The following is a 26,749-nucleotide window of genomic DNA, read 5'->3' on the forward strand; positions in this document are numbered from 1 at the left end:
GGTCACTCCACGTCGAGATTGCGCGACAGGTCGATTGCGCGCCGGATGTCGGCATCCTGTGTCGACTTGTCGCCGCCGCACAGCAGGATGATGAGCACCGCGCCACGCTGCACGAAATACACGCGATAGCCCGGGCCATGATCGATCCGAAGCTCACTGATGCCGTCGCGCACGGCCTTCGCATCGCCTGGATTGCCCAGTTGCAGGCGGTCGATGCGCACCTGGATGCGCCGCTGCGCAGTCTTGTCACGCAGCTTCGCGAACCAGGCATCGAACACTTCGGTGGTGCGGATCGTCAGCATGCGGGCATGCTAGGCACCACAAACCGATCTGTAAACTATAGTTCACAGATGATGACATCGGCAAGTGCTGCCCGTACTCGTGCGTGCATGCGTGTTTGTCAACGCGCCCCCTGCCGCGCGTTGAACACCACCCGCAGCACCAGCGCCACGAGCGACGCTACCGCGCAGAACGTCATCAGCCCTGACCAGCGCGCATTGGTCCACGCCAGGCTGGCGCCGTAGGCCCCCACCGACATACCGATGAACAGCGAGGTCATGAACACCGCGTTGATCCGGCTGCGCGCTTCCGGTGCCAGCGCATAGATGATGGTCTGGTGCGACACCAGTGCCGCCTGCACACCCACGTCAAAGAGGAGCGTGCCGATCACGATGGCGATGAGCGAGTGTGGAAACAGCGTCATCGTGGCAAACGTCACCGCCATCAGCAGCGCACCGCCCACCACGATATGGCCGGGCGCCACGCGGCCCGACAGGCGCCCGGCGATGCTCGCGCCCAGCGCACCGGCGGCACCCGCCAGCCCCAGCAGACCGGCTTGACCCGTCGACAGTCCGAGCGAGCTCGTCAGCTGTAACGCCACTGTCGACCAGAACCCCGAAAACGCGATGCCGATAAACGCCTGCGTGAGTGCCGACGCCCGCAGCCGTGGATGCTGCATGAACAGCGTGCCCAGCGAGCGCAGCAGCGTGAAGTACGGCTGCCGCGTAGCCGGCGCCACGCCAAAGTGGGCCGCGCGCACGGCAATCGCCAGCCCGACAATCGCCACGGCCGACACGCCAAACGCGGCACGCCAGCCGAAGTGGTCCGCCACGATGCCGCTGAATACGCGCGAGCTGACGATGCCGATCAGCAGCCCCGTCATCACCGTGCCGATGTTGCGGTTGCGGTTCAGGTCTGTGCTGATGGCGGCGGCACTGGGCACGAAGTCCTGTGCGATGGTGGCCGACAGCCCGATCACAAAGCCCGACGCTGCCAGCAGCGGCAGGTTGGGTGCCAGGCAACTGCCGATGAGCGCGAGCGTGAGCAGCACCGCCTTCCACAGAATGACGAGGCGGCGGTCGTAGCGGTCGCCCAGCGGGCCGAAGAAGAAGATGCCGCTGGCGTAGCCGGCTGCCGTGAGCGTGGGCAGCACGCCCAGCGCGTGTGGCGCGATGGCGAGGTCGCGGCTGATGAGCCCGAGTAGCGGGTGGTTCAGGTAAATGCACGCCACGCTGATGCCGGCACCGGCCGTGAGCAGGCGGATCAGCCCTTGGGTGTCGCCATGAGTGGCGGCAGTTGCGGTGGAGGCGGGGGGCGTGGGGGATGCAGGTGAGGCCGACATGGGAACCTCATGGAGAAGGTTGCTGCATCGCAGCGAAGCGGCGATCCTAGCAACTTTCCTTTGAGATTGCTGACGGCGGAATAACCCCGTTGTCGGTGATGTCGGCCAGCGCCGGCCAGGGAATCAGGCGCGCGTGCTGGCGGATGTGGGTGATGCGGGGGAGGCGTCTTCCACGTCTTCACTGTGGCCGCCCTGCACGTCGTGGCCGGCGTTGTCGATCCACAGGCGGGCACGGTCTTCGCCCACGCGCGAGAGTTCCATGCGGTATTCGTAGCGGTCGGGCCGGTACAGACCCTGCAGCAATTGCACCGGGCGCCCGCTCATTTCACGCACGATGCGCTGCACCGACAGCAGCGGCGCACCCACGGCCACGTCCAGGTACTGCGCCGTCGCCACGTCCGCCAGCCGCGCAGAAACCACCTGCGACGCGCGATCAATCCGCACGCCAGAGGCCTCGATCAGCCGCAGCAGCGATTGGTTGGCCAGCCGCTCCAGCGTGAGCTTGCTGGTCACGTCCAGCGGCAGCCACGTGGTGATGAGCGCCATGGGCGTGTCTTCCAGGTGGCGCACGCGCACAAGTTTCTTGATCGGCGTACCGGGGGCCAGGTCCAGGCACTTGGCCTCGTCGGGCGGGGCCAGCACGTCTTCAAATTCGACGACGACGGCGGAGGTGCGCTCGCCCACGTCGATGATGTTCTGCAGCAGCGTCTGACCGCCGCCCATCACCAGCGGGTCATCGGGCTTGACCACGAAGGTGCCCATGCCGCGGTGGCGTCGCACCAGCCCCTCCTTGACCAGATAGTCGAACACGCGCCGCATCGTGACGCGTGACGCGCCAAACTGACGGGCGAGTTCGATCTCGCCCGGCATCGGCCCATCCCCGAATTTGCCTTCGAGAATCTGCTGACGCAGGACAACGTAGATCTGGTGGTAGAGCGGTACCACGGCATCGGGCATGGCGGTCGTGGGTCCGTGCGTGTGCGGCGAGGTCGGGATCGGAAAGGGTAGTCGTCAGGAGAGAACGACCAAGTGCGGGATGACTTTAGAAAAAGACGGCAAAAAGCCGGGCGAACGCCCGTCCATCCGCGACGATAGGGGGTTTTGGCTAGCGTGTAAAGTTGTGTGTTACCCGCTTGTTACCCGTTCGTTATCCGTTAGCCACTGGCGTGTGGGCGTCATCCGCCGGCGGATTCTTGCCATGGCTGTAACGCGGGTTCGGCTCGCGCATCGAGTTCTTGGGCGCCACCGGCTCGCCCAGCGCGTTGACCAGCGCCACATGGATCGGCGTGCCGCTTTCGCGGTCGCGCAGCAGCATCGGGCCTTCACCATCGGGGGTGAGATAGCGGTCGCCCCATTGCATGAGCGCCACGATGGCAGGCAGCAGATCGACGCCCGCACGTGTGAGCCGGTACGCATCGCGCACGCGGTCGCCCGGCTCCTGGTAGGGCACGCGGCGCAGGATGCCGTACGCCACCAGCGCCTTGAGCCGCGACGACAGGATCGCAGTCGAGCACCCCGTGCGGCGCAGAAACTCATCAAACCGTGTCACACCTGAGAACGCCTCGCGCAGCACGAGCAGCGTCCACTTCTCGCCGACGATCGATACCGCCGCCGCGATCGAGCACGGTTCCTCCATCGACGTCACCAACTCGGACGCCGCAGGGACGGGGAAGGGTTCCGGGATTCTCATACCAAAATCATAGTCAATTCTGACTTTACTTGCAAAAGCCAGGGTTTCTGCTAATCTAGGTTCAAATTGAAAAGTCAGGCGGCGATCCCGCGCTGGCGGCCATAAAACGATCCATCGCGTGAGGAGATCCCCATGCTGTACACCATCCACCGTTATCCCGCCGAATGGATCGACCGCTGGACCATGCACGACGGCTCCATCGCCACCGTGCGCCCGATTCTGCCGCAAGACGCCCCGCTGGAGGCCGCCCTGGTCGAGGGGTTGTCGTCTGAGTCGCGCTATGCGCGCTTTCTGGTGGGCGGCGGGCGGCTGTCCGACGAGATGCTCGCCGCTTACACGCAGATCGACTATGTGAACCATATGGCGCTGGTCGTGAGCGTGGCCCGCCCCGACGGCACAGGCGAAAACCTGATCGCCGACGGTCGCTTCGTCCTTGAAGACGGTGTGGCCGAATTCGCCATGCTGGTGGCCGATGCGTGGCAGGGCAAGGGCGTGGGCCGGCGCCTGTTCGCCACGCTGGTGCGCGCGGCGCGTGTGTCCGGCGCCCGCGAAGTCTTTGGCGAAGTGCTCTCCACCAACCGCCGCATGATCGGCCTGGCACGCGATGCGGGGTTCCGTGTCGCCGCCGTGCCGGGCGATGCCACCGTGTGCACCGTGCGCCTGCCGCTGGTGCAGGCCGAAGCGGCTATCACCCCCTTCGTTTTCGCCTGATCGTTCCCTCTTCGCGCGCCTGCACTCCATGCAGGTGTGCTTACCGTGTGTCTCTTTCGCCGCCGTTGTGCGGCTTCTTTTTTGCCTGATCCATCGAAATTCGTGGGGCTCAGAGCAAAAAAACATCGCTTTTGTGGATGAATAGATGCGCATAGACTCATCCGCGTGGCCTGGTGCGTGGGTGGCCCCCCCTCCTGCGTGCCGGCGCCACCTCATTCCCACCATTCAAGATCCATAGCCCCACACCATGAGCGACCAAAGCGACGTCCGGCCTGTGCTTGCCCCATTCCATCTGGCCTTCCCCGTGCACGACATTGCCGCCGCGCGCGCGTTTTATGGCGACATCCTCGGTTGTCCTGAGGGACGCAGCTCGCCGGACTGGGTCGACTTCAACTTCTATGGCCACCAGATCGTCGCCCACCTCGCTCCCGAGGAGGTTGGCCACCGCAAGACCAGCGCCGTCGATGGCGACAACGTGCCGGTGCGCCACTTTGGCGTGGTGCTCTCCATGGCCGAGTGGGAAGCCGCTGCCGACAAGCTGCGCGCTGCCGGCATCGACTTCATCATCGAGCCGCACATCCGCTTCAAGGGCGAAGTGGGCGAGCAAGCCACGATGTTCTTCCTCGACCCGTCGGGCAATGCGATGGAGATGAAGGCATTTGCCAATATGGCATCGCTGTTTGCCAAGTAAATCGATCGGGCCGGCGTTTTAAAAACACCGGCCCGTCAATAAAGATCGTTGAATTGGCGATCTTTATTTACGGGCCGATTTATCCATGTTTTGAGCGACATCGGGTTGTCTTTGGAAACCCGTGGAAGCGTTCGTCTTGCGCTTTCGTCGCGCCCGGCTACCGCCGCAAACGGCTTGGTGGCGCGGGCGACAAGGATGGTGCAGGCCATGCACCGCAAACGCGTCGAGATTCCGTCAGCAGGATTGAAAAGTGGGCATCATCGTTGCCCAGGAGAGCGGTCGCGCTAAAAACCATAAAAACAGAATCCATTGCGCTGGCATAGCTCTTGCCATTACCGGATTCCCAGGTATTCACGCCGCAAATAAAAAGAGCGTGAAGCCGGAATGTCGTGTTCATCAAACCAAAGGAAGAGCCACACCATGTCCAGCGCCCCCGCTTCTGCTTTGCCGTTGGCCGCCGCACCAGCGGTATCCGACGCCAAGATCACTGCCCGCAAGGCTGCACTTGCCGCCGCCGCCGGCACCGCCATCGAGTACTACGAGTTCGGCGTCTACGGTTACCTTGCCAGCACCATCGGCCCGATGTTCTTTCCTGGCGACAACGCCGCCGCATCGCTGCTCGCCATCCTGGCTGTGTTCGGCAGCGCATTCCTGATGCGGCCGGTGGGCGGCATCGTGCTCGGGCGATTGGGGGACCGGCTCGGCCGCCGCGCGATCCTGCTGGTGACCGTGATCGGCATGGGCGTGGCGACGGGGTTGGTGGGGCTGCTGCCCACGGCGGCCAGCGCAGGGCTGATCGCGCCGGTGCTGCTGTTGTTGATCCGGCTGGCGCAGGGCTTCTTTGCCGGTGGCGAGGTGACGGGCGCGGCCGCGTACGTGGCGGAATCCGCACCGCGTGGCCAGCGTGGCTTTTACGGTGCGTTCACGCCGGTGGGGGTAGCGATTGGCGGTGCGCTGGCAGCCACGGTGTGCGGGCTGTCCAGCTTCATCCTCGGTGCCGAGCAGATGCAGGCGTGGGGCTGGCGTATCCCGTTTCTGATGGCGATTCCGATGGTGATCGTGTCGTCCATGGTGCGCCGTCGCGTGGAGGAGTCTGTCTCGTTCCAGCAGTTCCAGGCGCATCACGAACCGCCCAAGGCACCGTTGAGTGAGGTCATGCGTGAGCACGGCAGCAGCGTGCTGCGCGTGACGCTGCTCGCCTTCGGCCAGAACGTCGGCTACTGGGTCGGGCTGGTCTTCATGAACCTCTACCTGACCACGCACCTGAAGTACGACAAGACCACCGTCTACTGGATTCTCGCGTTCGTGAGCATCAGCATGGCGATCCTGATGCCGGTATTCGGTGCGCTGTCCGATCGCATCGGCCGGCGCAAGGTGCTGGCCGCCGGCTTTATCGCCTACGCGGTACTCGTGCTGCCGATGATGCTGCTGATGGATCAACACAACATCGGCCTGGCCTTCCTCGCCATGATGGTGGTGGCGCTGCCGCTGCCGATCGTTCAGTCCGTCGGCTATCCGACCTACGCCGAGCAGTTCCCCACCCGCGTGCGCTACACGGGCATGGCGTTCAGCTTCAACATCGGCGCGATTGTCGGCGGCGGTGTCACGCCCTATGTGGCGACCGCGCTCATCGGCCAGACCGGCAATCTGCTGATGCCCGGCTTCCTGCTCATGGGTGGCGCACTGGTGGCGCTGATCGCGCTGGTAGGCCTGCGCGAAACGGCAATGGAAGCGTTGCAGTAGCCACAAGCGCGCCACGGCCGCGAGTATGCTTGGGGCGATCTGCACAAAGAAACGCCCCATGCTTCGAGAACTCAAGACCTTCATTGCCGTTGCCCGGCACGGCACCTTTGCGGGCGCGGGCGAGCGCATTGGCCTCACGCAATCGGCCGTGAGCGCGCAGATCCAGCGGCTGGAAGAGTCGCTCGGCTTCCAGCTGTTCGACCGCACCGGCCGCTCGGCCACGCTCAATGCCGCCGGGCGCGATGCGCTGGCGCTGGCTGAGCACATCGTCACGCTGTACGACCGGCTTGGTGAACAGGCCAGCGGCAGCGAGCAGCGCGGCCTCGTGCGCATTGGCGCGATTGCCTCGGTGCAGGCGTCGTTCCTGGTGGAGGCGGTAGCGCAGTTCCGCGTTGAATTCCCGCATTGCCGCACACGCATCGTGCCGGGTGTGTCGCTCGATCTGCTCGGGTTGGTGGATGCGGGTGAGATTGACCTGGCCGTGCTCATCCGCCCACCGTTTGCGGTGCCGGCCGATCTCGAATGGCGCACGCTGGTGGCCGAACCTTTCGTACTGCTGGTGCCCGACAGCCTGCCCGGCGATGACTGGCGCGTCTTGCTGGAGCACCAGCCGTTCATTCGCTACGACCGCCGCTCGTTCGGCGGCCGCCGCGTCGATCAGTTCCTGCGCGACCAGCACATCACCGCACACGACGTGATCGAGCTCGACGAGCTGCAAGGCATGACGCGGCTCGTGGCGCGCGGGCAGGGCGTGGCGCTGGCCCCGCAGACGGCCGGGCAAGGCGCCTGGCCACCCGGCGTGCGCGCCATCAGCCTGGGCGACGACACCTTCACCCGCGAGATCGGCCTGATCGAACGCCCGCGCCACAGCCGCCAGCCGATTGCCAGCCGCCTGGCCGATTGCATCGACGAGGCTGCGCGCGATGGGCGGACTCAGAACGAATAGCTCAGCGTGCCCAGGATGCTGCGCGGCGCGCCCGGCGTCACCCATAAGCTGTTGTACGAGCTGACGTAGGTTGTGCGGTTGAACAGGTTGTGGAGCACCACCGAGGCGCGCAGGTGCTTGTCCAGCTGCACATAGCCGTTGATCTGCACGGTGGTGTAGGCGGGCAGTTGGAAGCCGTCTTGCGTGTTGGCGGTGTTGCCCGCGCGGCTGCCGACGTAGACCACGCCTGCGCCCACGCCCGCCTTTTGCGCGAAGGGCGGCGCGAACTCATACATGAGCAGCGCGCTGCCGCTCACGCGTGGGATGTCGACCAGCCGCGCGCCCGGCGCGAGCACCGTATCGTGCGTGACTTCGGCATCGATGTACGCCAGGTTGGCGATGCCACGGAAACCGCCGCCCAACTCGCCGTTCCACTCGAATTCCAGGCCACGGCTGCGTACCTCGCCGGCGGCGCGCGAGAAGCCGCTGTTGGCAGGGTCGGCGGTCAGCACGTTGCGCTTGGTCACGTCGAATGCGGCCAGGGTCGTCAGCGAGTGCGCGCCGGCCCATTTGACGCCCACCTCGTAGCCGTGCCCTTTCTCGGGGGCGAAGGCGTTGCCGTTGGCGTCGATGCCATTGTTGGGGCGGAACGAATACGCGGTGTTGGCATACACGGACAGCGCCGGGCTCCACTGATAGACCACGCCCAGGCGCGGGGTAGTGGCGGTCTGGCTCTGGCTGGCGGTGGTGCCGGTGCGCCGGTTTTCGATCGACTGGCGGTAGTTGTCCCAGCGCAGCCCGGCGATGACCTTCCAGTGCTCGCCCAGGGCCAGCATGTCTTGCACGTAGGCGCCCTGGCCTTCGTCGTGCTCCAGCGCGTTGGTGGCGGTGGCAAGCGCGGGCGTGGCCTGGCCGTAGACGGGGTTGAAGATGTCGATGGCATACGGCGCGGCGGCCGTGGGTGTCGAGCGCTGGACGAGCTGGTCGTAGTTGAAACGGTAAGCGTCGGTGCCCATCGTCAGCGTGTGCGATACGGCGCCGGTTTGCAGCTTACCGGTCAGCTCCAGCCGGCCTTGCAGGTCGTTGCTGTGGAAGCTGACGTTGCGGTAGCGACGCCACAGCGTGCGCCCATCCGCTTGCAGCGAGAACGCTTCGGACGAGCGGCCGTACAGGTCGGTATCGCGCTGCGCCACGCCGGCGTTGACAGACCAATCCGCGTTGATGCGGTGGTCGACGGTCAACTGGTGGCCGAGGTTGCGCACTTCGTAGTTGCCATCGCGCGGCTCGCCCAGGAAGCGCGACGTGGGGATCGCACCAAGCTGACCCTTGACCGCGACCACGCCACGGTCGAGCGGGGCGCTCTGGCGCGCGGCTTCCATTTCGTAGTGGACGACGGTGTCGGGGCCGGCCATCCACGTAAAGCCGGGCGCGATGAGGTAGCGCTTGCTCGATACGGTATCGCGAAAGCTGCCGTTGTCCTCGTTCATGACGCCCAGCCGATAGGCCAGCGTATCGGACAGCCGCCCGGTGGAGTCGAGCGTCTCGCGCGTGGCGCCGTAGCTGCCGGCCGATACGCTCACGATGTTGGCGGCTTTGAACTGCGGCTGCTTGGTGGTGTAGCTGATGATGCCGCCCGGGTCTCCGCGCCCGTACAGCGCGGAAGCCGGCCCCTTGAGCACCTCCATGCGCTCCAGGCTGGCGGTGTCGCGCGGCACGCTGATGCCACGGTTCCACGAGAAGCCGTTGAGCAGGTAGTCGGTGCCGCTGGTGTTGCCGTCGCCGGCAAAACCGCGCACGGCATAGTGGTCCCACAGGCCGCCAAAGCTGTTCTGGCGCGATACGCCCGCCACCCAGTCGTACAGATCGTCACCGCGCCCGGCGGCCACGGTTTGCATGAGTTCCGCGTTGACGCTGCTCACGGCAAACGGGATGTCCATCACGTCGGCATCGGTGCGCGTGGCAACGGACGTCTCCTTGGCGCGAAACCCTGGCGCCTGCCGTTGGCCCGACGCCTTGGTTTCCGGCAATTGAACTTCCTGCGCCAGCACGCTCCCCGTACCCGATGCGCTAACGATTGCGGCCACAACGCTAGCCGCCCAAGTCTTGTTGGGCATTCCCCCGTTCCTTCTTCTACTGTTGCGAATGAGACTGATTCTCAATTTTACGCAAGGAGCGGGAGTTTCTCATCCGCAATGTGGAATAACCCCTAAGAGTCTCGGCATTACGGGCATGACAACAAGGGAATGGCGGCTGGCCACGCGTTGACCTTTCGTTATATTGACTCGTATATTACGGGCGATCTTTTCATCACCGAGCCGGGTTTGCTATGCCATGTTCCTCGCTTTGGGCGCACGCACGCGCCATCGGTCTGGCTGCGGCATTGTCGATGGGGTTGGCCGAGCCGGTGCACGCGGCAGACCTCGTCGTTTCGGCTGCCGCCAGCCTGACCAACGCCTTCAAGACGATCGCCCAGCAGTACGAAGCGCAGCATCCGGACACGAAGGTCGTGCTCAACTTTGGCGCGTCGGACGTGCTGATGCAGCAGATCGCGCGCGGCGCTCCGGCAGACGTGTTTGCCTCCGCCGATCAGGAAGCCATGAACAAGGCCGTGGATGAGAAGGTCATCAAGACCGAAACGCGCCATGACTTTGTGGCCAACCAGCTCGTGCTGATCGTGCCAGTCGTGACGGCGGCGGGCACCGTGCCCGTGCACGCGCTGACGGATCTGACCAAGCCCGAGGTGAAGCGTGTGGCGATCGGCAACCCGGCGTCGGTGCCGGTGGGCCGCTATGCCAAGCGTGCGCTGGAAGGGGCTGGCCTGTGGGCGCCGGTGGAGGCCAAGGCGGTGTTGGCGCAGAACGTGCGCCAGGCGCTGGACTATGTGTCGCGCGGCGAGGTCGAAGCGGGCCTGGTGTTCTCCACCGATGCCGCCATCGCTGCCGACAAGGTGAAGGTGGCGAGCCCCGTGCCGCTGAACGTGCCGCTCACCTACCCGATTGCCGTGACGTCTGGCACGAAGCAGCCGCAGCAGGCGGCCGACTTCGTGGCATTTGTGATGTCGCCGGCTGGCCAGGCAGTGCTGGCCAAGTACGGTTTCTTGAAGCCGTAATTACGCAGTCGCCGGCTGACCTGCACGCTCGGCATCTTGCGTGGGGCCACGGTGGATGCGCAGCACCAGGAAGGCGCCTGCCACGCACAGCCCGCCCGAGATCATCGAGGCTAGCGTGTAGTTGCCCAGCGTGGAGCGCATCATGCCCGCGCCCAGCGTGGCAAACGCCGCGCCCAACTGGTGCCCTGCGACGATCCAACCAAAGACGATGGGCGCTGCCGCCTTGCCGAACACATCGTTGGTCAGGCGCACGGTCGGCGGTACGGTGGCGATCCAGTCCAGCCCGTAGAACAGCGCAAACACCGGCAGGCCGAAGAACTCGAAGCCGAACGCATACGGCAGGTAGATCAGCGACAGCCCGCGCAGGCCGTAGTACCAGAACAGCAGCACGCGGCTGTTGTAGCGGTCGGACAGCCAGCCCGACAGCGTGGTCCCCACCAGATCGAAGATCCCCATCACAGCCAGCAGGCTGGCGCCCTTGACCTCGGTCAGGCCGTGGTCTGCACACATGGCGATGAAATGCGTGCCGATATAGCCGTTGGTGCTGGCGCCGCAGATAAAGAAGCTGAAGAAGAGCAGCCAGAAATCGCGCTTGCGTGCCGCTTGCACGAGCGTGTTCATGGCCAGCACGATTGGGTTTGCGCGGGGGCCTTGATCGACTTCCGGTGCATCGGCGGGTTCGCCATAGGTGCGCAGGCCCACGCTCTTGGGAGACTCCGGCAGCAGCATCGCAACGATCGGCAGCAGCAGCGTCAGCGCGCCGGCCACGATCAGCACCACCGGGCGCCAACCGTAGCGCTCGACCACCGCCGCCATCATCGGCAGGAAGACGAGCTGGCCGGTGGCAGAGCTGGCCGTCAGGATGCCCATGGCCAGCCCGCGGTGGCTCGTGAACCAGCGGTTGACCACCGTGGCCCCCAAGGTGATGGCCGCCACGCCCGTGCCACCGCCCACCATCACGCCCCACAGCAGCACCATCTGCCATGGCTGACTCATCATTGCCGAGAGCGCGGTGCCCGACACCAGCACGGCCAGCGCGACCAGCACCGTGCGGCGGATACCGAAGTACTGCATTGATGCCGCCGCAAACGGCCCCGTCAGCCCATACAGCGCAATGCCGATCGAGATGGCCAGCGAGATCGTGCCGCGGCTCCAACCGAACTCGTGCTCAAGCGGCAGCATCATCACACTGGGCGTGGCACGCGTGCCGGCCGCACACAGCAGGATCAGGAACACCACGGCCAGGGCGATCCAGCTGTAGTGAAAACGAGGGGCGATGAGGCGGGCAAGTCTCTGCATGGGGCGTCCGATTCCGGCGTTCGATTCTTGTAGGCTCGACAATGCGCTATTCGTTACCGACCGGTAACAACGTGCTTGCGATAGTAGGTACCGCTCGGTAACATGTCAAGCAGCAATCGAATGGTATCGACGTGGTAGGGGGCTTGTTTCTCGCCCCGTCGGCAGTCTGTAGGAGCATCAACATGGCAGCACGCGGCCCACGCGCCCTTTCTTCCTCCACTGAAAAAACCACGCCGCGCCGCATCAGCGGTGAGGATGCGCACGCCAGCTTGCTCGAGGCGGCTCGTCAACTGTTCTACTACGAAGGCGTGCGGGCCGTGGGCGTGGAGGCCGTGGTGGAGAAGGCCGGCGTCAACAAGATGAGCCTGTACCGCCAGTTCAAGTCGAAGGACGACCTCGTCCTCGCTTACCTGGAGCGCAGTGACGAGAACTTCTGGGGCTATTTCAACGCGAGCATGGCCAAGCACCCGGATGATGCGCGCGCGCAACTGCTGCAGTTCTTTATCGATGTCTCCGAGCGTGCCTCGCGCCCGGGTTACCGGGGCTGCCCGTTCGTGAATGTGGCGGCGGAGTTTCCGGACCCGTCGCATGCAGCGCGGCAGTTCGTCCAGCGTAACAAGGCGCTGTTGCTCTCGCGCCTGCGTGATCGTGCCGAAGCCGCCGGCGCCACCGACCCGGATGCGCTGGCCGATGATCTTGCCTTCCTGATCGAGGGCGCCTATACCGCCAGCCAGACGTTCGGCACCGACGCGCCGCGCCTCATCAAGAGCTTGCCGCGCACCGCACGCGTATTGCTGGACGCCGGTATTCCCGCAGCCAAGTTGAACTGATGTTGTAGCGGCAGCACGGACGGAAAACGGGCGTGCACCGGCGCTGCACGATGCCGCTACACTCGCTGGCATTGTTGCTTCGGCCCCACCCGATTCGATGACGCCCAACCAAGTCCCGCTCTCTCCCGTTCGTTCGACGCCGGTTGCTCCGGTCCAGCCGCCTGCAATGCTGTCGCTGCCGGTAGCGTTGTCGCAAGCACAACGCGCACTCGACCGCATCGTGCTCGGCAAGCCGCTGCAGATTCGTTTGGCGCTGGCGTGTCTGCTGTCACGCGGGCACCTGCTGCTGGAGGATCTGCCTGGCGTGGGCAAGACCACGCTGGCACACGCGCTGGCCCGCACGCTCGGGCTGCAATATCAGCGGGTGCAGTTCACCAGCGATCTGCTGCCGACCGACCTGATCGGCGTGTCGATCTATGTGAAAGAAAAGAGTGCGTTCGAATTCCACCCCGGCCCACTGTTCGCGCAGGTGGTGCTGGCCGACGAAATCAACCGCGCCACGCCCAAGGCACAGAGCGCGCTGCTCGAAGCGATGGCTGAGGGGCAGGTGACGCACGATGGCGCCACGTATCCGCTGCCCGAGCCCTTCTTCGTGATTGCCACGCAGAACCCGTTGAACCAGATTGGCACGCATCCGCTGCCGGAGTCGCAGTTGGATCGCTTCACGATGCGGCTCTCGCTCGGGTATCCCGACCAAAGCTCGGAACGCGCGCTGTACCTGGGTGGCGGCGCGCCGCAGGACATCCAGCCCGTGCTGACTGCCGCGCAGGTCGTCGCGCTGCAAGCGGCTGCAGATGCCGTGCACGTGGCACCCGCGCTGGTCGACTATGTGCTTGCGCTGGTCAATGCCACGCGCACCGATGCACAGGTGCAGATGGGCCTGTCGCCGCGTGCCGGTCTGGCGCTGCTGGCGGCGGCCCGCGCGTGGGCGCTGATCGACGGCCGCGATGTCGTGCTGCCCGAAGATGTGCAGGCCGTGTTCAAGGCCGTGGCGGCGCACCGGTTGCTGCCGACGGGCGGTACGTTGTCGGCCACGGCGCTGGCGCAGCGGCTGCTCGATACGGTCGCCATTCCATAAGCGCACGGCGCCATGGCGCGTTTCACCTCCTGGCTGGCGGCACCGTTCCGCGCGCTGTTACGCATCCTGGGTGCGGGCTTGGCGGCGTTGCCCGGCGTCCGCTTTGCGCGAGCACGCGTGCAGCGTTTCTTGCAGCGACCGCGCAAGCCGCGCGAAGGCCGCATTCGTCTAGACCGCAATCACGTCTATATCCTGCCCACGGCATCGGGTGTGGGCTTTGCGCTGCTGCTGGTGGTCATGCTCGTCACTTCGCTCAACTACAACGTGAGCCTGGGCTTTCTGCTGACGTTCGTACTGGCCGGTGTGGCGGCCTCTGCCATGTGGCAGACGCACCGCAACCTCGTCGACCTGGAAGTGCGCGGCGCGGCGGGCGAGGCGGTGTTTGCCGGGCATGCGCTCAACGTGAGCGTGGCGTTGGCCAACGTGACGCCCTGGGCGCGCGTGGGTTTGGATGTGAGTGCACAGGGTGTTGCCAACCCTGCCGCACCAGTGGAGGCCGCGCTCGACGCGCAGGACGCCACGGTGGCGGCATTGGCGTTTGCCGCACAGCCGCGCGGCTGGTTCAAACTGCCGCGTTTAACGGTGTCGACGCGCTTCCCGCTCGGCCTGTTTCGCGCATGGAGCTATGCCGATGCGCCGCTCACGCTGCTGGTCTATCCCGAACCCGAGCCCTCTGCGCCGCCGCTGCCCGCCAGCTTTGCGCCCGACCCCGGTGAGGAAGACAACCCGCGTGCCGCGCGTACCCAGGTCGAAGAGGCTGCCGACCAATTGCGCGCCTATCGCCCGGGTGATCCGCTGCGCAGCATCGCCTGGAAGCACAGTGCCCGGCTCGACACGTGGATGAGCCGCACCGGCCAACAGGTGCGCCATGCGCAGTGCGTGCTCGCCTGGGATGCGCTGCCACCATCCATGCATGCGGAGCAGCGCCTGTCGCGCCTGTGCGCCTGGGTGCTGGCCGCCGAACACGCACCTGCCGGTGACGAACCTGAATACACACTGACCTTGCCGGGCATCTCGATTGGCCCGTCGCGCGGATCGGCACACCGCGATGCGTGTCTGCGCGCGCTGGCGCTGTGGGGCAAGCCTGCAATGCCTGAGGAGGGGCAGCATGCGCAGTAAGCAGGGGCCCCGCACAGCGGGGATGCGCACGACCGCGAATGCTGCCGGCCGCCGACACCAGGAGCCGCAGCGCACCGATATCGGCAAGGAGGCGACCGCATGAGCACCGCCACCATCGGCACGCAGGCTGCGGCGTTTGGTTCGGCCCGCGCCCTCACACACCGCGAGCATGGTTGGTTGATCGCACAACTTGCCGTCGTGCTGGTGCCGTTGCTGCGCGCGCTGCCGCTGGTGACGTGTGCCGTGTTTGGTTTGTTGCTGCTCTGGCGCACCCTGCTGTGGGTACGCCGCGCGCCGTTGCCCGGCAAGTGGGTGCTGGGCCTCACAGGTGTGGCGACCCTGCTTGTGACCCTGGCGCTGTCCTTGCGCACCGGCGGCAACATCGGCCGAGACCTGTCGGTGGCATTGCTGGGTGCGTTCCTGGTGCTCAAGCTGATGGAATCGCACACCGTGCGCAACGGCATTCTGGCGACGCAGCTGTGCTGTTTCCTGTTGCTCTCACAAACGCTGTTCGACCAGCCGGCCTGGATGGCCGTTTCCTTGCTGGCAACGGCGGCGCTGCTGCTGCGCAACTGGCTGCTGCTGTTGCATCCGCAGGCGCGCATGCGGGTGTCGGCAGTGCGTGTGCTGGGGCGATTGGTGGCGATGGGTCTGCCATGCGCGGCCGTGCTGTTCCTGCTGTTCCCGCGCCTGGATCATCCGCTGTGGAGCCTGCCGCGCTCCGCTGAAACCGGCACCAGCGGTATTACGGATCGCATGGCGCCGGGCTCCATCGGCCAGTTGATCCTGTCGGATGACCTGGCCTTTCGCGCCGACTTTGCCGGGGCACCGCCAGCGCTCGATACGCTCTATTGGCGCGGCATGGTGCTGTGGCGTTTTGATGGCCAAGCATGGACGGCAGCGTCGATGCGGCAACGGGCTGTGCCCGGAAGCGTACCCAATTCTGCGAGCGCGGAAAGGGTCGCAATCGGTGGTCTGCCAGGCGTGGTGGACTACAACATCACGCTGGAAACGACGCACCAGCGCTGGCTGTTTGCGCTCGATCGCGGCGTGTCGATCGACGCGCGTGACGACATCGGCCGCAGCATCGACGCAGAGTTCCTCAGCCGGCAGCCGATCGACCAGCGCATGCGTTACCACGTGCGTTCACGCTTGCCCGATCGTAGCCGCGTGGATGATGCACAGCCGCTGGATCCGCTCACGCTGCAGACCGCATTGGCACTGCCGCCGGGCAACAAGCAGGCGCGTGCGCTGGCTACGCAATGGGCTGAGCTGCCGCCGGCCGACCGCGTATCGGCCGCGCTCAAGCTGTTCGGCAGCGCACCGTTTGCCTACACGCTGGAACCCGAGCCGCTGCAGGGCGAGCAGATTGACGACTTCCTCTTCCGCACGCACCGCGGCTTCTGTGAGCACTACGCGGGCAGCTTCGTCTTCCTGATGCGCGCGGCGGGCGTGCCCGCGCGCGTGGTGGTGGGCTACCTCGGTGGCGAGGTAAACGCCGTGAGCGGCGACATCATCGTGCGCCAGTCCGATGCGCATGCCTGGGCTGAGGTGTGGCTGGCCGGACGCGGCTGGATGCGTGTGGACCCGACCGCTGCCGTTGCGCCGCAGCGCGTGGAGCGCGGCCTGGCAGCGGCGGTGCCCGCCAGCGAATTCCGCTCGCGCCGTGTGGAAGAACCTGCGTGGCTGCGCAGCGTACGCTGGGGGCTCGACGGCCTGATCAGCGGCTGGAACCGCTGGGTGCTCGGCTACGACCGTAAACGGCAGGCGCAGCTCTTTGCGTGGCTGGGGCTGGAGGCGGCAGACCCGCGCGCGGTGCTGTGGGGCGTGTCGGCCATCTTCCTGTTGGCGGCGCTGCCGCTGCTGTGGCAGCAGCGCAAGCCGAAGCCCGACCCCGTGCAGGTGCAATGGCAGCGCGTGTGCAACCAGTTGGCGCGGCATGGCTGTCCGCGCAGCCCGACTGAAGGGCCGATGGCCTACGCCGAGCGTGCCGCCGCGCAGTTTCCGCAGGCGGCAGAAGCCTTGCGCCGCGTGGCTGCGGGTTACATCGCACTGCGCTATGGCCGCGATGACGGCAATGCGCAGGCCCGTGCGCAGCGGCTGGCGCGTTGGAAGGAAGACGTGGCCGCGCTGCGCGTGTCTGCATAACGAGAGAACGCCGGTATGACGCAACCCGATACGCACCTGCTCGACAACCCCATCTGGTCATCGCTGGCGAGCGGTCATCTGCGCTTCCGGCAAGGTGGCCCGCTTGCCTGCCGCTACCGTGCCGACGTGACGCCGTTTGCTGCCATCGCTGCGAGCCCTGATGCGATGCCCGCCGCATGGCAGGCACTGTACGGGTTGCTGGAACCGGGTGAGCAACTCTCACTGTTTGCGACGTCGGCCATCGATGTCCCGCAGGAATTTGACGTCGAGCGGGCGGGCCTCCTGCAGCAGATGATCGTGGTGCGCGACCCCGGCGGGCACGTTGATACCACCGGCATCGTCCGCCTCGGGCATGCCGATGCGGCCGACATGTTCGACCTGACCGAGCGCACGAAGCCCGGCCCATTCCGTACCCGCACGCAAGAGACCGGCCAGTACATCGGCATACACGAAGGCGGCCGGCTGATCGCCATGGCCGGCGAACGCATGCAACTGGATGACTACGTCGAGATCAGCGCCGTCTGCGTGGACGATGCCCACCGCGGCAAGGGCCTTGCCAACCGGCTGATCCGCGTTTTGCAGCACGACATCGCGCGGCGCGGGCAGACGCCGGTGCTCCACGTGTTCGAGCACAACCATACGGCGATCGCGCTGTATGAGCGGCTGGGGTTTGCGGTCCGGCGGCCATTTCACCTGACCAAGGTGATGCGCCGGGCAGAGTAACCCACCGCTTTTTCAAATCATCGCGCAACGCGGTGATTTTGGCGCCGCATTGCGCGGTGTCGCTGTATTACTCATATTGAGTAATTTAGAGTCAGCCTTCGAAACATAATCGCGTTTCTCTTCCACAGTTCGATAACGTTTGCGCCGTTGCCCCGCTTGGCTCTGCGGCGTATCGATGATGCGTATGTGGCCTCCATCCAGGCATTTCCGGCGTTTGATAATGTTTGCAATTGAGTCGAATCTCCTTCATAGACTCCATTTCAAGCCGATAAGCAGTTAATGGTTTTGGCCATTTGGAAAATGCATGGTGAAAGGCGGGTCGGCATATTATCAAGCGCATTTTTGAAACGGGAGACTGACATGGCGAAAATGCATCGCGGTGCACTGGTTTCAGCCACGCTGGCTGGGTTGCTGGTACTGGGCGGTTGCGCCAGCTCGGGTTCGGGCGACATGAGCGGAACCAGCGGTGGCGGCACTTCCGCCAACAACGGCAGCGGTGGTTCGGGCAACTCGGGCGGCACCGGCGGGTCCACCTCCACAGCCTCGACCACGCCTACAGGCGACGTCGCCAACAAGGGCGGCGGCGTGCTCACTGCCACGGGCAGCGCCGTCAGCAGCCTGGGTAAGACGGTGGGCGGCTCCAATGTGCCGGGCGCCTCTGGGTTGGGCAACGTGGTCGACAACGTCGGCAATACAGTCTCCGCACTCGGCACCGGCGTGCAGTCCGGCCTGGGCAGCATGGGCACCAATCCGAACCCGGTGGGGACCACGGTGTCCAGCACGGGCAACGTGGTCACCCAGGCAGGCAATACCGTCAACGCCACGGGTGGTCTGCTGACCAGCCTGGGCACGGGCCCGCTGCAGCCGCTCGCGCCAGTGACTACGCCGGTGGGTGGCGCGGTCTCGCAAGTGGGGCAAGCCGTGGCCAATGCGGGCGGCACGCTGGGTACGGCCCTGTCGACCGGGCCGGTGGAGCAGGTCACGCAACAGCTCAGCTCGACTGTGGTGCCGCTCACCTCGCAAGTCACCACCACCACGCAGACACTAGGTAACGCCACAGGCCTGGGTGCCCCCGCCACCAACCTGCTGCAGACCGTGGGCGGTACGGTGGCGAACGTCGGCACGTCGATCACGGGCACGAATGCGCCGGTGGTGTCCAACGTGGGAGGCGTGGTGACCGCCACGGGCAATACGGTAGCGGCGCTGGGTGGCGCGGTTTCCACGCCGGGCGGTGCTACGGGCGGCAGCAATCCGCTGGGTGCGGTGACCGGCGCCTTGGGCGGTGCCACAGGTGGTGGCGCGGGGAGCAACCCGCTGGCCCCGGTGACGGCCGCGTTGGGTGGCGCAGCTGGCGGCGGCACCAACCCCGCTGCGGGTGCCACCGCACCGATCGGTTCGCTGTTGACGGGCGTGGGTTCTTCGCTCGCGTCAACCGGTGCAGCCACGCCGCTGGCCCCGGTAACGGGCGCTGTGGGCGGGGCGGTGGGGACGGTGGGCGGTGCGCTGGGGGGCACGCCGCATCATTGATCCACGCTGTGCCGATGGGCCGTCCATGCTTCGCGCTGGACGGCTTTTTTTTCTGGGCATCGTTCGCGCTTTACCTTGGGGCCCCACCCGAAAATAATGCACCCATAGCTCACATTTCATTTGGATAAGGGGTGACTGGCATGAGCGCAGGCGATCTGTTGTTCCGGATGTTCCGCTATCAGGTATGGGCGAACGAAGAGATGGTGCGCGCCATGCAAGGTCTCGATACCGAGGGGTGCGCGGAGGCGCGGCACACTGCGCTTCGCCTGATGAACCATTGCCTGGTGGTCAACAAGATCTTTGCCGCGCATCTGGCAGGCCAGCCGCACGGTTTTGCCGCCGACAACACGCCCGAGACGCCTACGCTGCAAGCACTGTCTGCGGAGCTTGCGACGGTGGACCAGTGGTATCTCGACTACGTGCGCAAGGTCACGCCAGCCATGCTGGCCGAGTCCATCCCCTTTACGTTTACCGATGGTGACCTGGGCTACATGACACGCGAAGAGATGCTGATGCACGTTGTGACGCACGGCGGCTATCACCGCGGTGAAGTCGGACGGGTGATGCGGCAGGTGTCGGCCAGTGCGGGACCGGACTTCCAATTGCCGTGGGATACCTACGCAGTGCATCTGCACAGGACCGAGCCCGCACGCAGATTGCAGGGCGCAGAGGCACCCGCTGTGCTGTAGATCGCTTACGCCGCGCGCAGCTCGCGAATGCCTTTGCCCAAGCGCTTGCGCAACAGCGTACGCAACGTCACGCCATCGGCATAGCCAACCTGCTCGGCAATCTGGTCGACGCTGTGCTTGCTCGTTTTGAGCAGATGCACCGCACGCTCGATGCGCAAATCCTGGATGTAGGCGATGGGCGTTTTGCCGAGGACTTCGTTCAAGCGCCGTGACAGCGTGCGTTTGCTGGTGGCCAGCGCATCCGCAGCCGCGTCGAGCGTGATGGCGGTGTCGAGCCGCTCGCGCACCCAGCGGTCAAAGCGTTCGACCAGCGGGTCCGCATGCGAGAGGTGGTCGGCAATCACATAGGCGGATTGCGATGGCCGCGTGTCGAACACGAGGTAGCGCGCTACCAGCGTGGCCAGCTCCGGGCTGCTCTGGCGGATCACCCACAACGCCATGTCGATATGGCTGAGTGCGGCACCAGCCGTGAGCATCGTGCCGCTGGGCACGATGATGCGATGCGCGTCGAGCCGCACCTGCGGATAGCGCTGGCGGAACAGCGGCGTCAGCCACCACGTGGTGGTGGCGTCGTGGCCGTCCAGCAGGCCGCTTTCCGCCAGTACGAATGTGCCGATGCATGCAGCCGCCATGCGCGCACCGCCCGCCGACCACGCGCGTAAAACGGGCAGCGCGTTCGCCACATCTTCACGGCCCAGCGCGGGCACCAGCACGTCGGGCATCTTGGCGCTGATGGCCGGCACGATCACCCAGTTTGGGGAGGCCGCATCGCCCACGCCGCACACGGGCACCTGCAGGCCCAACCCGCTGCGCACCTGCGGCCGCATACCGACCACTGCCACCTCAAACGTCGGCATATCAATGCCGGCCACCCGCGCCAGTTCATTGGCCGTGGCAAAGGCATCGAGCACCGTGGCCAGCCCCGTATCGAACACGCCTTCCAGCGCGAGCACGGCAATCCGCATGGCAGTATCGATATCAAAGTTGTCAATCGGGACAGTATTTTCCGACATGACGGCTTTGTAAAGTCAGTCTGTCCGCGCAGACCCCCTGCGCGGCATCTGGAGACCCACGATGATCAAGTACGCGTTGTTCGCCCGGCTGATTGCCAAGCCGGGCAAGGAGCAGGCTTTGGCTGACTTTCTGCAGGCCGGCCTGGAGATGGCCAATCAGGAAGCCACCACCCCGATCTGGTTTGCGTTGCGCATTGCGCCCAACGTGTTTGGCATCTTCGATGCCTTTACCAGCGAGCAGAATCGCCAGGCCCACCTGGACGGCCCAATTGCGAAGGCGCTGATGGCGAATGCGGCCGAGCTGCTGGCCTCGCCGCCCGAGATTGCACCGATTGAGGTGCTGGGCATGAAGAACACGCTGGCAAGCTGATCCTGCCTGAGCCTGTCCGAGGGATCGGCCTATGCGTCAGGTCGCGCGCAGCGGCAAGCGGCCTGATGCATCACGCAAGCTCACGTGTCCGCCCGAGGCGCTGTTTGCGTGCACCGCAAGCCATCCACCATGCGGATGATTTTGTGACGCTGCCAAGCAGCATGGCGCCCGTGGCATCGGGCCATTGATCACGCCATTCCATCCATTCGCCACATCTCAGTGGCATCTAAGTCTGCGTGTCTAGCCTGTCACCGTCATCACTTTTTCGCGCTCGCGAAGTTGACGGCGCAATTGACGGAGAAAGCAATGGACACACGACTGGCACGCGAGGTGCCCAGCCTGCTCAACAAGGTGCCCCAGGTGGCGTTGGGGTTCTGGATCATCAAGATCCTCTCCACCACGGTGGGTGAGACCGGCGCGGATTTTCTGGCCGTCAACGTTGGGCTGGGCACGGCCGTCACCGGCGGTGCAATGGCGGGTTTGCTTGCTGTTGCACTCGCGGCGCAGGTGCGCGCGCAGCGCTATGTGCCGTGGTTGTACTGGCTGACGGTGGTGCTGGTGAGCATTGTCGGCACGCAGATCACCGACCTGCTGACCGACAAGCTTGGTGTGAGCCTGTACGTAAGCACAGCCGTCTTTAGCGTGGTGCTACTCGCACTGTTTGCGATCTGGTATCGCGTGGAACACACGCTGTCGATCCAGTCCATCGATACACGCCGCCGAGAGCTGTTCTATTGGGCCGCCATTCTCTGCACGTTCGCGCTGGGCACCGCTGCGGGTGACCTTGCCACCGAAGCGCTTGGTCTCGGGTTCCAACTGGGCATCGTGGCCTTTGGCGCGCTCATTGCGCTGGCGGCTGTTGCGTACTGGCTGGGCGCCAACAAGGTGCTGGCGTTCTGGCTGGCCTACATCCTCACGCGCCCGTTGGGTGCGGCGTTGGGGGACTTCCTGTCGCAATCGCAAAGCTATGGTGGATTGGGCCTGGGCGCGATGCTGACCAGCGTCGTCTTCCTCGCCGTCATCGTTGTGCTGGTGGCGTTTGCTCAGCGCCATGAAGGCCGTATTGCCCGTGCGGCGCACGCCGCGTCGGCTGTCTGATCCGCAAGCCTCTGTCTTGTATCCAACCCAGGAGATGTCATGAAGCTCATCAAACTGACGCCGCCGCTGGCGGCTGCCGCGCTCGTTTTGTTCATGGCTGGTGCCAGCCATCTGGTGCCCGCCAACTTTGGCCCGGTGAAAGCCGTGCAGGCGGCCACGCCCTCCAAGCTGGGCGATCTGGGCCCGTTCCGCGCGATTGCGGTCGACACGGCTGCCATTGTCGACAAGGGCGACCTGGCCGGTGCCAAGACCCGCATCAAGGATCTGGAAGTCTCGTGGGACAGCGCCGAAGCCGGCCTCAAGCCGCGTGCCGCATCGGACTGGCACGTCGTTGACAAGGCCATCGACCGCGCGCTTGAAGCCTTGCGCGCCAGCAAGCCTGATGTGGCCAACTGCAAGCAGACGCTGGCTGACCTGATCCGGACGATGGATCAGGTCAGCGGCAAGCGCTGAGCACTTGCCTAGCCGTGCCGGTTAGCCCGGCACGCGCACCCAACCCTCCATCAGCACGCGCGCGCTGCGGCTCATGATGGCCTTGGTGACGGTCCATTCGCCGTCGACGAGCATGGCCTCCGCACCAACGCGCAGCGTGCCGGACGGATGCCCGAAGCGCACTGCGTTACGCTCGCCGCCGCCGGCCGCCAGGTTGACCAACGTGCCCGGAATGGCCGCTGCCGTGCCGATGGCCACGGCAGCCGTGCCCATCATCGCGTGGTGCAGCTTGCCCATCGATAGCGCGCGCACCAGCAGGTCCACATCGCCTGCACCGACTTTCTTGCCGCTGGAGGAAACGTAGTCCTTCGGTTGCGCCACAAAGGCCACCTTGGGCGTGTGCTGCCGCGTGGCGGCTTCATCGATGTTCTTGATGAGCCCCATGCGCACTGCGCCGTGCGCGCGGATGGTCTCGAACATCGCCAGCGCTTTCGCGTCGCCGTTGATGGCGTCCTGCAGCTCCGTGCCGGTGTAGCCGATGGCGTCCGCATTGATGAAGATAGTGGGAATGCCGGCATTGATCATCGTCGCCTTGAGCGTGCCCACGCCGGGCACCTCCAGGTCGTCGACGAGGTTGCCGGTGGGGAACATCGCGCCGCCGCCGTCACCGTCTTCTTCGGCCGCTGGATCGAGGAATTCGAGCTGCACTTCCGCGGCCGGGAAGGTCACGCCGTCCAGTTCGAAGTCGCCCGTCTCCTGCACCGCGCCGTTGGTGATGGGCACGTGCGCAATGATGGTCTTGCCGATGTTGGCTTGCCAGATGCGCACGATGGCGGTGCCGTTCTGCGGCACACGGCTGGCGTCCACCAGGCCGTTGCTGATGGCGAACGGGCCGACAGCGGCGGACAGGTTGCCGCAGTTGCCCGACCAATCCACAAACGGTTTGTCGATGGAGACCTGACCGAACAGATAATCCACGTCATGGTCCGGGCGCGTGCTTTTGGCGAGGATCACCGTCTTGCTGGTGCTGGACGTGGCGCCGCCCATGCCGTCGATCTGTTTGCCGTACGGGTCGGGGCTGCCGATCACGCGCATGAGCAGCGCATCGCGCGCGGCGCCAGGTTGCTGCGCGGCTTCCGGCAAATCCTGCAAACGGAAGAACACGCCCTTACTGGTGCCGCCACGGATGTACGTGGCGGGGACTTTGATTTGTGCGGGATGGCTCATGCTGCTTCCTTGTTCGATTCCAGGAAGTCCTGTGCGAAGCGCTGCAGCACACCGCCCGCTTCGTAGATCGAGACTTCCTCATCGCTGTCCAGACGGCACGTGACGGGCACTTCCACGCGTTCGCCGCTCTTGCGATGAATCACCAGCGTCAGGTCCGCACGCGGTTTGCGTGCGCCGATCACGTCATAGGTTTCGGTGCCGTCAATGCCCAGCGTCAGGCGCGTGGTGCCCGGCTTGAACTCCAGCGGCAGCACGCCCATGCCGATCAGGTTGGTGCGGTGGATGCGCTCGAAGCCCTCGGCCACGATGACTTCCACACCGGCCAGTCGCACGCCCTTGGCGGCCCAGTCGCGCGAGCTGCCTTGGCCGTAGTCGGCACCGGCAATCACGATCAGCGGCTGCTTGCGGTCCATGTAGGTCTCGATGGCTTCCCACATGCGCGTGACCTTGCCTTCCGGCTCGATGCGCGCCAGCGAACCCTTCTTCACTGCACCATCGACCACGGCCATCTCGTTGATGAGCGTGGGGTTGGCGAACGTCGCGCGCTGCGCGGTCAGGTGATCGCCGCGGTGCGTGGCGTACGAGTTGAAGTCCTCTTCCGGCAGGCCCATCTTGGCGAGGTATTCACCAGCGGCGCTGCTGGCCAGGATGGCGTTGGACGGCGAGAGGTGGTCGGTCGTGATGTTATCGCCCAGCACCGCCAACGGGCGCAGACCCTTGAGCTTGCGCTCGCCGGCCAATGCACCTTCCCAATACGGCGGACGGCGGATGTAGGTGCTCTGCGGGCGCCAGTCGTACAGCGGGCTGACGTTGGCCACTGACTCGCTGCGCTGCTCGAACATCGGGATGTAGACCTTGCGGAATTGCTCCGGCTTGACCGAGGCACGCACGATGGCGTCGATCTCTTCGTCGGTCGGCCACAGGTCTTTCAGCAGGATGGGCTTGCCGTTGGCATCGGTGCCGAAGCTGTCGCGCTCGATGTCGAAGCGCACCGTGCCGGCAATCGCATAGGCCACCACCAGCGGCGGCGAGGCGAGGAACGCCTGCTTGGCATACGGGTGGATGCGGCCATCGAAGTTGCGGTTGCCGGACAGCACGGCCGTGGCATACAGATCGCGGTCGATGATCTCTTGCTGGATCTTCGGGTCCAGCGCGCCGCTCATGCCGTTGCAGGTGGTGCAGGCAAACGCGACGATGCCGAAGCCGAGATTCTCCAGTTCGGCTTTCAGGCCAGCCTCTTCCAGATACAGCTCCACTGCCTTGGACCCGGGCGCCAGCGAGCTCTTCACCCACGGCTTGCGCGTCAGGCCCAGGCGGTTTGCGTTGCGTGCCAGTAGCGCGGCGGCAATCACGTTGCGGGGGTTGCTGGTGTTGGTGCAGCTCGTGATGGCGGCAATGATGACCGCGCCATCCGGCATCTGGCCAGGGGTTTCTTCCCACTTGCCGGCGATGCCCTTGGCGGCGAGGTCCGTCGTGGCCACGCGGGCGTGCGGGTTCGACGGGCCGGCCATGTTGCGCACCACGCTCGACAGGTCGAAGCGCAGCACGCGTTCGTATTCAGCCTGCTTGAGGGTGTCGGACCACAGGCCCGCGGTCTTGGCGTACGTCTCGACCAGCTTGACTTGCTCGTCGCTGCGGCCGGTCAGGCGCAGGTAGTCGAGCGTGTTTTCGTCAATCGAGAACATGGCGGCGGTGGCGCCGTACTCGGGGGCCATGTTGGAGATGGTGGCGCGGTCGCCCAGCGTGAGCTTCGATGCGCCTTCGCCGTAGAACTCCAGATATGCGCCCACCACCTTCTGCTTGCGCAGGAATTCGGTCAGCGCCAGCACGATGTCGGTGGCGGTGATGCCGGGTTGGCGTTGGCCCGTCAGCTCCACGCCGACGATGTCCGGCAGGCGCATCCACGAGGCGCGGCCGAGCATCACGTTTTCGGCTTCCAGGCCGCCCACGCCGATGGCGATCACGCCCAGCGCATCCACGTGCGGGGTGTGGCTGTCCGTGCCGACGCAGGTGTCGGGGTAAGCCACGCCGTCGTGTGCCTGGATGACCGGCGACATCTTCTCCAGGTTGATCTGGTGCATGATGCCGTTGCCTGCGGGGATCACATCCACATTCTTGAACGCGAGCTTGGTCCAGTCGATGAAGTGGAAGCGGTCTTCGTTGCGGCGGTCTTCAATGGCGCGGTTCTTGGCGAAGGCGTCGGGGTCGAAGCCGCCGCATTCCACGGCCAGCGAGTGGTCGACGATCAACTGTACTGGGACGACCGGGTTGACCTTGGCGGGGTCGCCGCCTTGGTCGGCAATGGCGTCACGCAGGCCGGCTAGGTCCACCAGTGCGGTCTGGCCCAGGATGTCGTGGCAGACCACGCGGGCGGGGAACCACGGGAAGTCCAGGTCGCGTTTGCGTTCGATCAGTTGCTTGAGGGAATCGGTGAGCGTGGCGGGGTCGCAGCGGCGGACCAGATTCTCGGCGAGTACGCGGGAGGTGTACGGCAGCTTGTCGTAGGCGCCTGGTTGAATGGCTTCTACAGCTTCTCTAGCGTCGAAGTAGTCGAGCGTTGTGCCGGGGAGGGGCTTTCTGTGGGTGGTGTTCATGGTGTCTGGTACATCCCTTGTTTCATCCCCTGCCGGGGCTGACTCACTTTCTTTGTCTTGCCAAAGAAAGTAAGCAAAGAAAGGCGCGCCCAAGATGGCGAAAGACTCCTTG

25 protein-coding genes are annotated in these 26,749 nt (G+C 65.3%); 15 read left to right on the forward strand and 10 right to left on the reverse strand.

Going from position 1 to position 26,749, the window contains the following annotated elements:
* Positions 1 to 2 precede the first annotated feature (2 nt).
* The 4 genes from V6657_RS20755 to V6657_RS20770 all read right to left on the reverse strand — a co-directional run bounded on the left by V6657_RS20755 (position 3) and on the right by V6657_RS20770 (position 3,311).
* On the reverse strand, positions 3 to 302 hold the full coding sequence (locus V6657_RS20755; RefSeq protein ID WP_048934694.1) for a type II toxin-antitoxin system RelE/ParE family toxin: 300 nt from the start codon (positions 300 to 302) through the stop codon (positions 3 to 5).
* Between the two features lie 98 nt (positions 303 to 400).
* Positions 401 to 1,621, reverse strand: coding sequence for an MFS transporter (locus tag V6657_RS20760; RefSeq protein WP_048934693.1), 1,221 nt, complete (start codon positions 1,619 to 1,621; stop codon positions 401 to 403).
* Between the two features lie 123 nt (positions 1,622 to 1,744).
* Complete coding sequence (locus tag V6657_RS20765) at positions 1,745 to 2,578, reverse strand: GntR family transcriptional regulator (RefSeq protein ID WP_048934692.1); 834 nt, start codon at positions 2,576 to 2,578, stop codon at positions 1,745 to 1,747.
* 190 nt (positions 2,579 to 2,768) lie between these two features.
* Entirely contained in the window at positions 2,769 to 3,311 is a 543-nt protein-coding gene (locus tag V6657_RS20770; protein WP_048934691.1) for a helix-turn-helix domain-containing protein, read from the reverse strand.
* A gap of 132 nt (positions 3,312 to 3,443) precedes the next feature.
* Between V6657_RS20770 and V6657_RS20775 the strand changes: the two genes are divergently transcribed.
* On the forward strand, positions 3,444 to 4,022 hold the full coding sequence (locus tag V6657_RS20775; protein WP_048934690.1) for a GNAT family N-acetyltransferase: 579 nt from the start codon (positions 3,444 to 3,446) through the stop codon (positions 4,020 to 4,022).
* A gap of 247 nt (positions 4,023 to 4,269) precedes the next feature.
* Positions 4,270 to 4,713 carry a VOC family protein gene (locus V6657_RS20780; protein WP_048934689.1) on the forward strand — a complete coding sequence of 148 codons (444 nt, stop codon included), beginning with the start codon at positions 4,270 to 4,272 and terminating at the stop codon, positions 4,711 to 4,713.
* A 35-nt stretch (positions 4,714 to 4,748) separates the two neighbouring features.
* On the opposite strand, the gene V6657_RS20785 is transcribed toward V6657_RS20780, so the two are convergent.
* Positions 4,749 to 4,922: a hypothetical protein gene (locus V6657_RS20785; RefSeq protein ID WP_160315300.1), complete on the reverse strand. Its 174-nt coding sequence runs from the start codon at positions 4,920 to 4,922 to the stop codon at positions 4,749 to 4,751.
* A gap of 211 nt (positions 4,923 to 5,133) precedes the next feature.
* Between V6657_RS20785 and V6657_RS20790 the strand changes: the two genes are divergently transcribed.
* Both V6657_RS20790 and V6657_RS20795 read left to right on the forward strand, forming a co-directional pair.
* On the forward strand, positions 5,134 to 6,456 hold the full coding sequence (locus V6657_RS20790; protein ID WP_048934688.1) for an MFS transporter: 1,323 nt from the start codon (positions 5,134 to 5,136) through the stop codon (positions 6,454 to 6,456).
* A gap of 58 nt (positions 6,457 to 6,514) precedes the next feature.
* Positions 6,515 to 7,402 carry a LysR family transcriptional regulator gene (locus tag V6657_RS20795; protein WP_048934687.1) on the forward strand — a complete coding sequence of 296 codons (888 nt, stop codon included), beginning with the start codon at positions 6,515 to 6,517 and terminating at the stop codon, positions 7,400 to 7,402.
* Here the strand turns inward: V6657_RS20795 and V6657_RS20800 are convergent.
* A complete protein-coding gene (locus V6657_RS20800; protein WP_048934686.1) occupies positions 7,390 to 9,495 on the reverse strand; it encodes a TonB-dependent receptor in 2,106 nt (701 codons plus the stop codon). The genes V6657_RS20795 and V6657_RS20800 overlap by 13 nt on opposite strands.
* 212 nt (positions 9,496 to 9,707) lie before the next feature.
* Between V6657_RS20800 and modA the strand changes: the two genes are divergently transcribed.
* On the forward strand, positions 9,708 to 10,490 hold the full coding sequence (gene modA, locus V6657_RS20805; RefSeq protein ID WP_048934685.1) for a molybdate ABC transporter substrate-binding protein: 783 nt from the start codon (positions 9,708 to 9,710) through the stop codon (positions 10,488 to 10,490).
* On the opposite strand, the gene V6657_RS20810 is transcribed toward modA, so the two are convergent.
* Positions 10,491 to 11,789, reverse strand: a complete 1,299-nt coding sequence (locus V6657_RS20810) for an MFS transporter (protein ID WP_048934684.1) — start codon at positions 11,787 to 11,789, stop codon at positions 10,491 to 10,493.
* Positions 11,790 to 11,971: 182 nt separating this feature from the next.
* On the opposite strand from V6657_RS20810, the gene V6657_RS20815 reads away from it, so the two are divergent.
* The 7 genes from V6657_RS20815 to V6657_RS20845 all read left to right on the forward strand — a co-directional run bounded on the left by V6657_RS20815 (position 11,972) and on the right by V6657_RS20845 (position 19,903).
* On the forward strand, positions 11,972 to 12,619 hold the full coding sequence (locus tag V6657_RS20815) for a TetR/AcrR family transcriptional regulator (RefSeq protein WP_048934683.1): 648 nt from the start codon (positions 11,972 to 11,974) through the stop codon (positions 12,617 to 12,619).
* Between the two features lie 97 nt (positions 12,620 to 12,716).
* Positions 12,717 to 13,697 (forward strand): MoxR family ATPase, encoded by a 981-nt coding sequence (locus V6657_RS20820; RefSeq protein ID WP_048934682.1) that lies wholly within the window; start codon positions 12,717 to 12,719, stop codon positions 13,695 to 13,697.
* A gap of 12 nt (positions 13,698 to 13,709) precedes the next feature.
* The gene (locus V6657_RS20825) at positions 13,710 to 14,816 is read left to right on the forward strand and encodes a DUF58 domain-containing protein (protein WP_048934681.1); all 1,107 of its coding nucleotides are present in this window, start codon (positions 13,710 to 13,712) and stop codon (positions 14,814 to 14,816) included.
* A gap of 99 nt (positions 14,817 to 14,915) precedes the next feature.
* Complete coding sequence (locus V6657_RS20830) at positions 14,916 to 16,964, forward strand: DUF3488 and DUF4129 domain-containing transglutaminase family protein (RefSeq protein ID WP_048934680.1); 2,049 nt, start codon at positions 14,916 to 14,918, stop codon at positions 16,962 to 16,964.
* A gap of 15 nt (positions 16,965 to 16,979) precedes the next feature.
* The gene (locus V6657_RS20835) at positions 16,980 to 17,687 is read left to right on the forward strand and encodes a GNAT family N-acetyltransferase (protein ID WP_048934679.1); all 708 of its coding nucleotides are present in this window, start codon (positions 16,980 to 16,982) and stop codon (positions 17,685 to 17,687) included.
* Positions 17,688 to 18,047: 360 nt separating this feature from the next.
* Positions 18,048 to 19,214 carry a collagen-like triple helix repeat-containing protein gene (locus V6657_RS20840; protein ID WP_182570811.1) on the forward strand — a complete coding sequence of 389 codons (1,167 nt, stop codon included), beginning with the start codon at positions 18,048 to 18,050 and terminating at the stop codon, positions 19,212 to 19,214.
* A 140-nt stretch (positions 19,215 to 19,354) separates the two neighbouring features.
* On the forward strand, positions 19,355 to 19,903 hold the full coding sequence (locus V6657_RS20845) for a DinB family protein (protein ID WP_048933835.1): 549 nt from the start codon (positions 19,355 to 19,357) through the stop codon (positions 19,901 to 19,903).
* A 5-nt stretch (positions 19,904 to 19,908) separates the two neighbouring features.
* On the opposite strand, the gene V6657_RS20850 is transcribed toward V6657_RS20845, so the two are convergent.
* Positions 19,909 to 20,868, reverse strand: a complete 960-nt coding sequence (locus V6657_RS20850; protein ID WP_048933870.1) for a helix-turn-helix domain-containing protein — start codon at positions 20,866 to 20,868, stop codon at positions 19,909 to 19,911.
* Positions 20,869 to 20,977: 109 nt separating this feature from the next.
* On the opposite strand from V6657_RS20850, the gene V6657_RS20855 reads away from it, so the two are divergent.
* From V6657_RS20855 to V6657_RS20865, 3 genes are all read left to right on the forward strand, one after another.
* On the forward strand, positions 20,978 to 21,286 hold the full coding sequence (locus V6657_RS20855; RefSeq protein WP_048933834.1) for an antibiotic biosynthesis monooxygenase: 309 nt from the start codon (positions 20,978 to 20,980) through the stop codon (positions 21,284 to 21,286).
* 306 nt (positions 21,287 to 21,592) lie between these two features.
* On the forward strand, positions 21,593 to 22,384 hold the full coding sequence (locus V6657_RS20860) for a membrane protein (protein ID WP_048933833.1): 792 nt from the start codon (positions 21,593 to 21,595) through the stop codon (positions 22,382 to 22,384).
* Between the two features lie 39 nt (positions 22,385 to 22,423).
* Positions 22,424 to 22,837, forward strand: coding sequence for a hypothetical protein (locus tag V6657_RS20865; protein ID WP_048933832.1), 414 nt, complete (start codon positions 22,424 to 22,426; stop codon positions 22,835 to 22,837).
* Between the two features lie 21 nt (positions 22,838 to 22,858).
* Here V6657_RS20865 and prpF read toward each other — a convergent pair whose 3' ends face one another.
* Positions 22,859 to 24,043 carry a 2-methylaconitate cis-trans isomerase PrpF gene (gene prpF / locus V6657_RS20870; RefSeq protein WP_048933831.1) on the reverse strand — a complete coding sequence of 395 codons (1,185 nt, stop codon included), beginning with the start codon at positions 24,041 to 24,043 and terminating at the stop codon, positions 22,859 to 22,861.
* Positions 24,040 to 26,637, reverse strand: coding sequence for a Fe/S-dependent 2-methylisocitrate dehydratase AcnD (gene acnD / locus V6657_RS20875; protein ID WP_048933830.1), 2,598 nt, complete (start codon positions 26,635 to 26,637; stop codon positions 24,040 to 24,042). Before acnD ends, prpF begins: the two co-directional genes overlap by 4 nt.
* Between the last annotated feature and the right edge of the window lie 112 nt (positions 26,638 to 26,749).

Source organism: Ralstonia sp. RRA (assembly GCF_037023145.1).
In the GTDB taxonomy this organism is placed as follows: domain Bacteria; phylum Pseudomonadota; class Gammaproteobacteria; order Burkholderiales; family Burkholderiaceae; genus Ralstonia.

Bases quoted from the DNA above. Each gene is read 5' to 3' on its own strand.
- V6657_RS20840 (WP_182570811.1), top strand. From the start codon at position 18,048: ATGGCGAAAATGCATCGCGGTGCACTGGTTTCAGCCACGCTGGCTGGG.
- modA (WP_048934685.1), top strand. From the start codon at position 9,708: ATGCCATGTTCCTCGCTTTGGGCGCACGCACGCGCCATCGGTCTGGCT.
- V6657_RS20845 (WP_048933835.1), top strand. From the start codon at position 19,355: ATGAGCGCAGGCGATCTGTTGTTCCGGATGTTCCGCTATCAGGTATGG.
- V6657_RS20775 (WP_048934690.1), top strand. From the start codon at position 3,444: ATGCTGTACACCATCCACCGTTATCCCGCCGAATGGATCGACCGCTGG.
- V6657_RS20860 (WP_048933833.1), top strand. From the start codon at position 21,593: ATGGACACACGACTGGCACGCGAGGTGCCCAGCCTGCTCAACAAGGTG.
- V6657_RS20825 (WP_048934681.1), top strand. From the start codon at position 13,710: ATGGCGCGTTTCACCTCCTGGCTGGCGGCACCGTTCCGCGCGCTGTTA.
- V6657_RS20800 (WP_048934686.1), bottom strand. From the start codon at position 9,495: ATGCCCAACAAGACTTGGGCGGCTAGCGTTGTGGCCGCAATCGTTAGC.
- V6657_RS20765 (WP_048934692.1), bottom strand. From the start codon at position 2,578: ATGCCCGATGCCGTGGTACCGCTCTACCACCAGATCTACGTTGTCCTG.
- V6657_RS20785 (WP_160315300.1), bottom strand. From the start codon at position 4,922: ATGGCCTGCACCATCCTTGTCGCCCGCGCCACCAAGCCGTTTGCGGCG.
- V6657_RS20780 (WP_048934689.1), top strand. From the start codon at position 4,270: ATGAGCGACCAAAGCGACGTCCGGCCTGTGCTTGCCCCATTCCATCTG.
- acnD (WP_048933830.1), bottom strand. From the start codon at position 26,637: ATGAACACCACCCACAGAAAGCCCCTCCCCGGCACAACGCTCGACTAC.
- V6657_RS20760 (WP_048934693.1), bottom strand. From the start codon at position 1,621: ATGTCGGCCTCACCTGCATCCCCCACGCCCCCCGCCTCCACCGCAACT.
- V6657_RS20755 (WP_048934694.1), bottom strand. From the start codon at position 302: ATGCTGACGATCCGCACCACCGAAGTGTTCGATGCCTGGTTCGCGAAG.
- V6657_RS20795 (WP_048934687.1), top strand. From the start codon at position 6,515: ATGCTTCGAGAACTCAAGACCTTCATTGCCGTTGCCCGGCACGGCACC.
- V6657_RS20855 (WP_048933834.1), top strand. From the start codon at position 20,978: ATGATCAAGTACGCGTTGTTCGCCCGGCTGATTGCCAAGCCGGGCAAG.
- V6657_RS20850 (WP_048933870.1), bottom strand. From the start codon at position 20,868: ATGCGGATTGCCGTGCTCGCGCTGGAAGGCGTGTTCGATACGGGGCTG.
- V6657_RS20810 (WP_048934684.1), bottom strand. From the start codon at position 11,789: ATGCAGAGACTTGCCCGCCTCATCGCCCCTCGTTTTCACTACAGCTGG.
- V6657_RS20830 (WP_048934680.1), top strand. From the start codon at position 14,916: ATGAGCACCGCCACCATCGGCACGCAGGCTGCGGCGTTTGGTTCGGCC.
- V6657_RS20865 (WP_048933832.1), top strand. From the start codon at position 22,424: ATGAAGCTCATCAAACTGACGCCGCCGCTGGCGGCTGCCGCGCTCGTT.
- V6657_RS20820 (WP_048934682.1), top strand. From the start codon at position 12,717: ATGACGCCCAACCAAGTCCCGCTCTCTCCCGTTCGTTCGACGCCGGTT.
- V6657_RS20835 (WP_048934679.1), top strand. From the start codon at position 16,980: ATGACGCAACCCGATACGCACCTGCTCGACAACCCCATCTGGTCATCG.
- V6657_RS20770 (WP_048934691.1), bottom strand. From the start codon at position 3,311: ATGAGAATCCCGGAACCCTTCCCCGTCCCTGCGGCGTCCGAGTTGGTG.
- prpF (WP_048933831.1), bottom strand. From the start codon at position 24,043: ATGAGCCATCCCGCACAAATCAAAGTCCCCGCCACGTACATCCGTGGC.
- V6657_RS20815 (WP_048934683.1), top strand. From the start codon at position 11,972: ATGGCAGCACGCGGCCCACGCGCCCTTTCTTCCTCCACTGAAAAAACC.
- V6657_RS20790 (WP_048934688.1), top strand. From the start codon at position 5,134: ATGTCCAGCGCCCCCGCTTCTGCTTTGCCGTTGGCCGCCGCACCAGCG.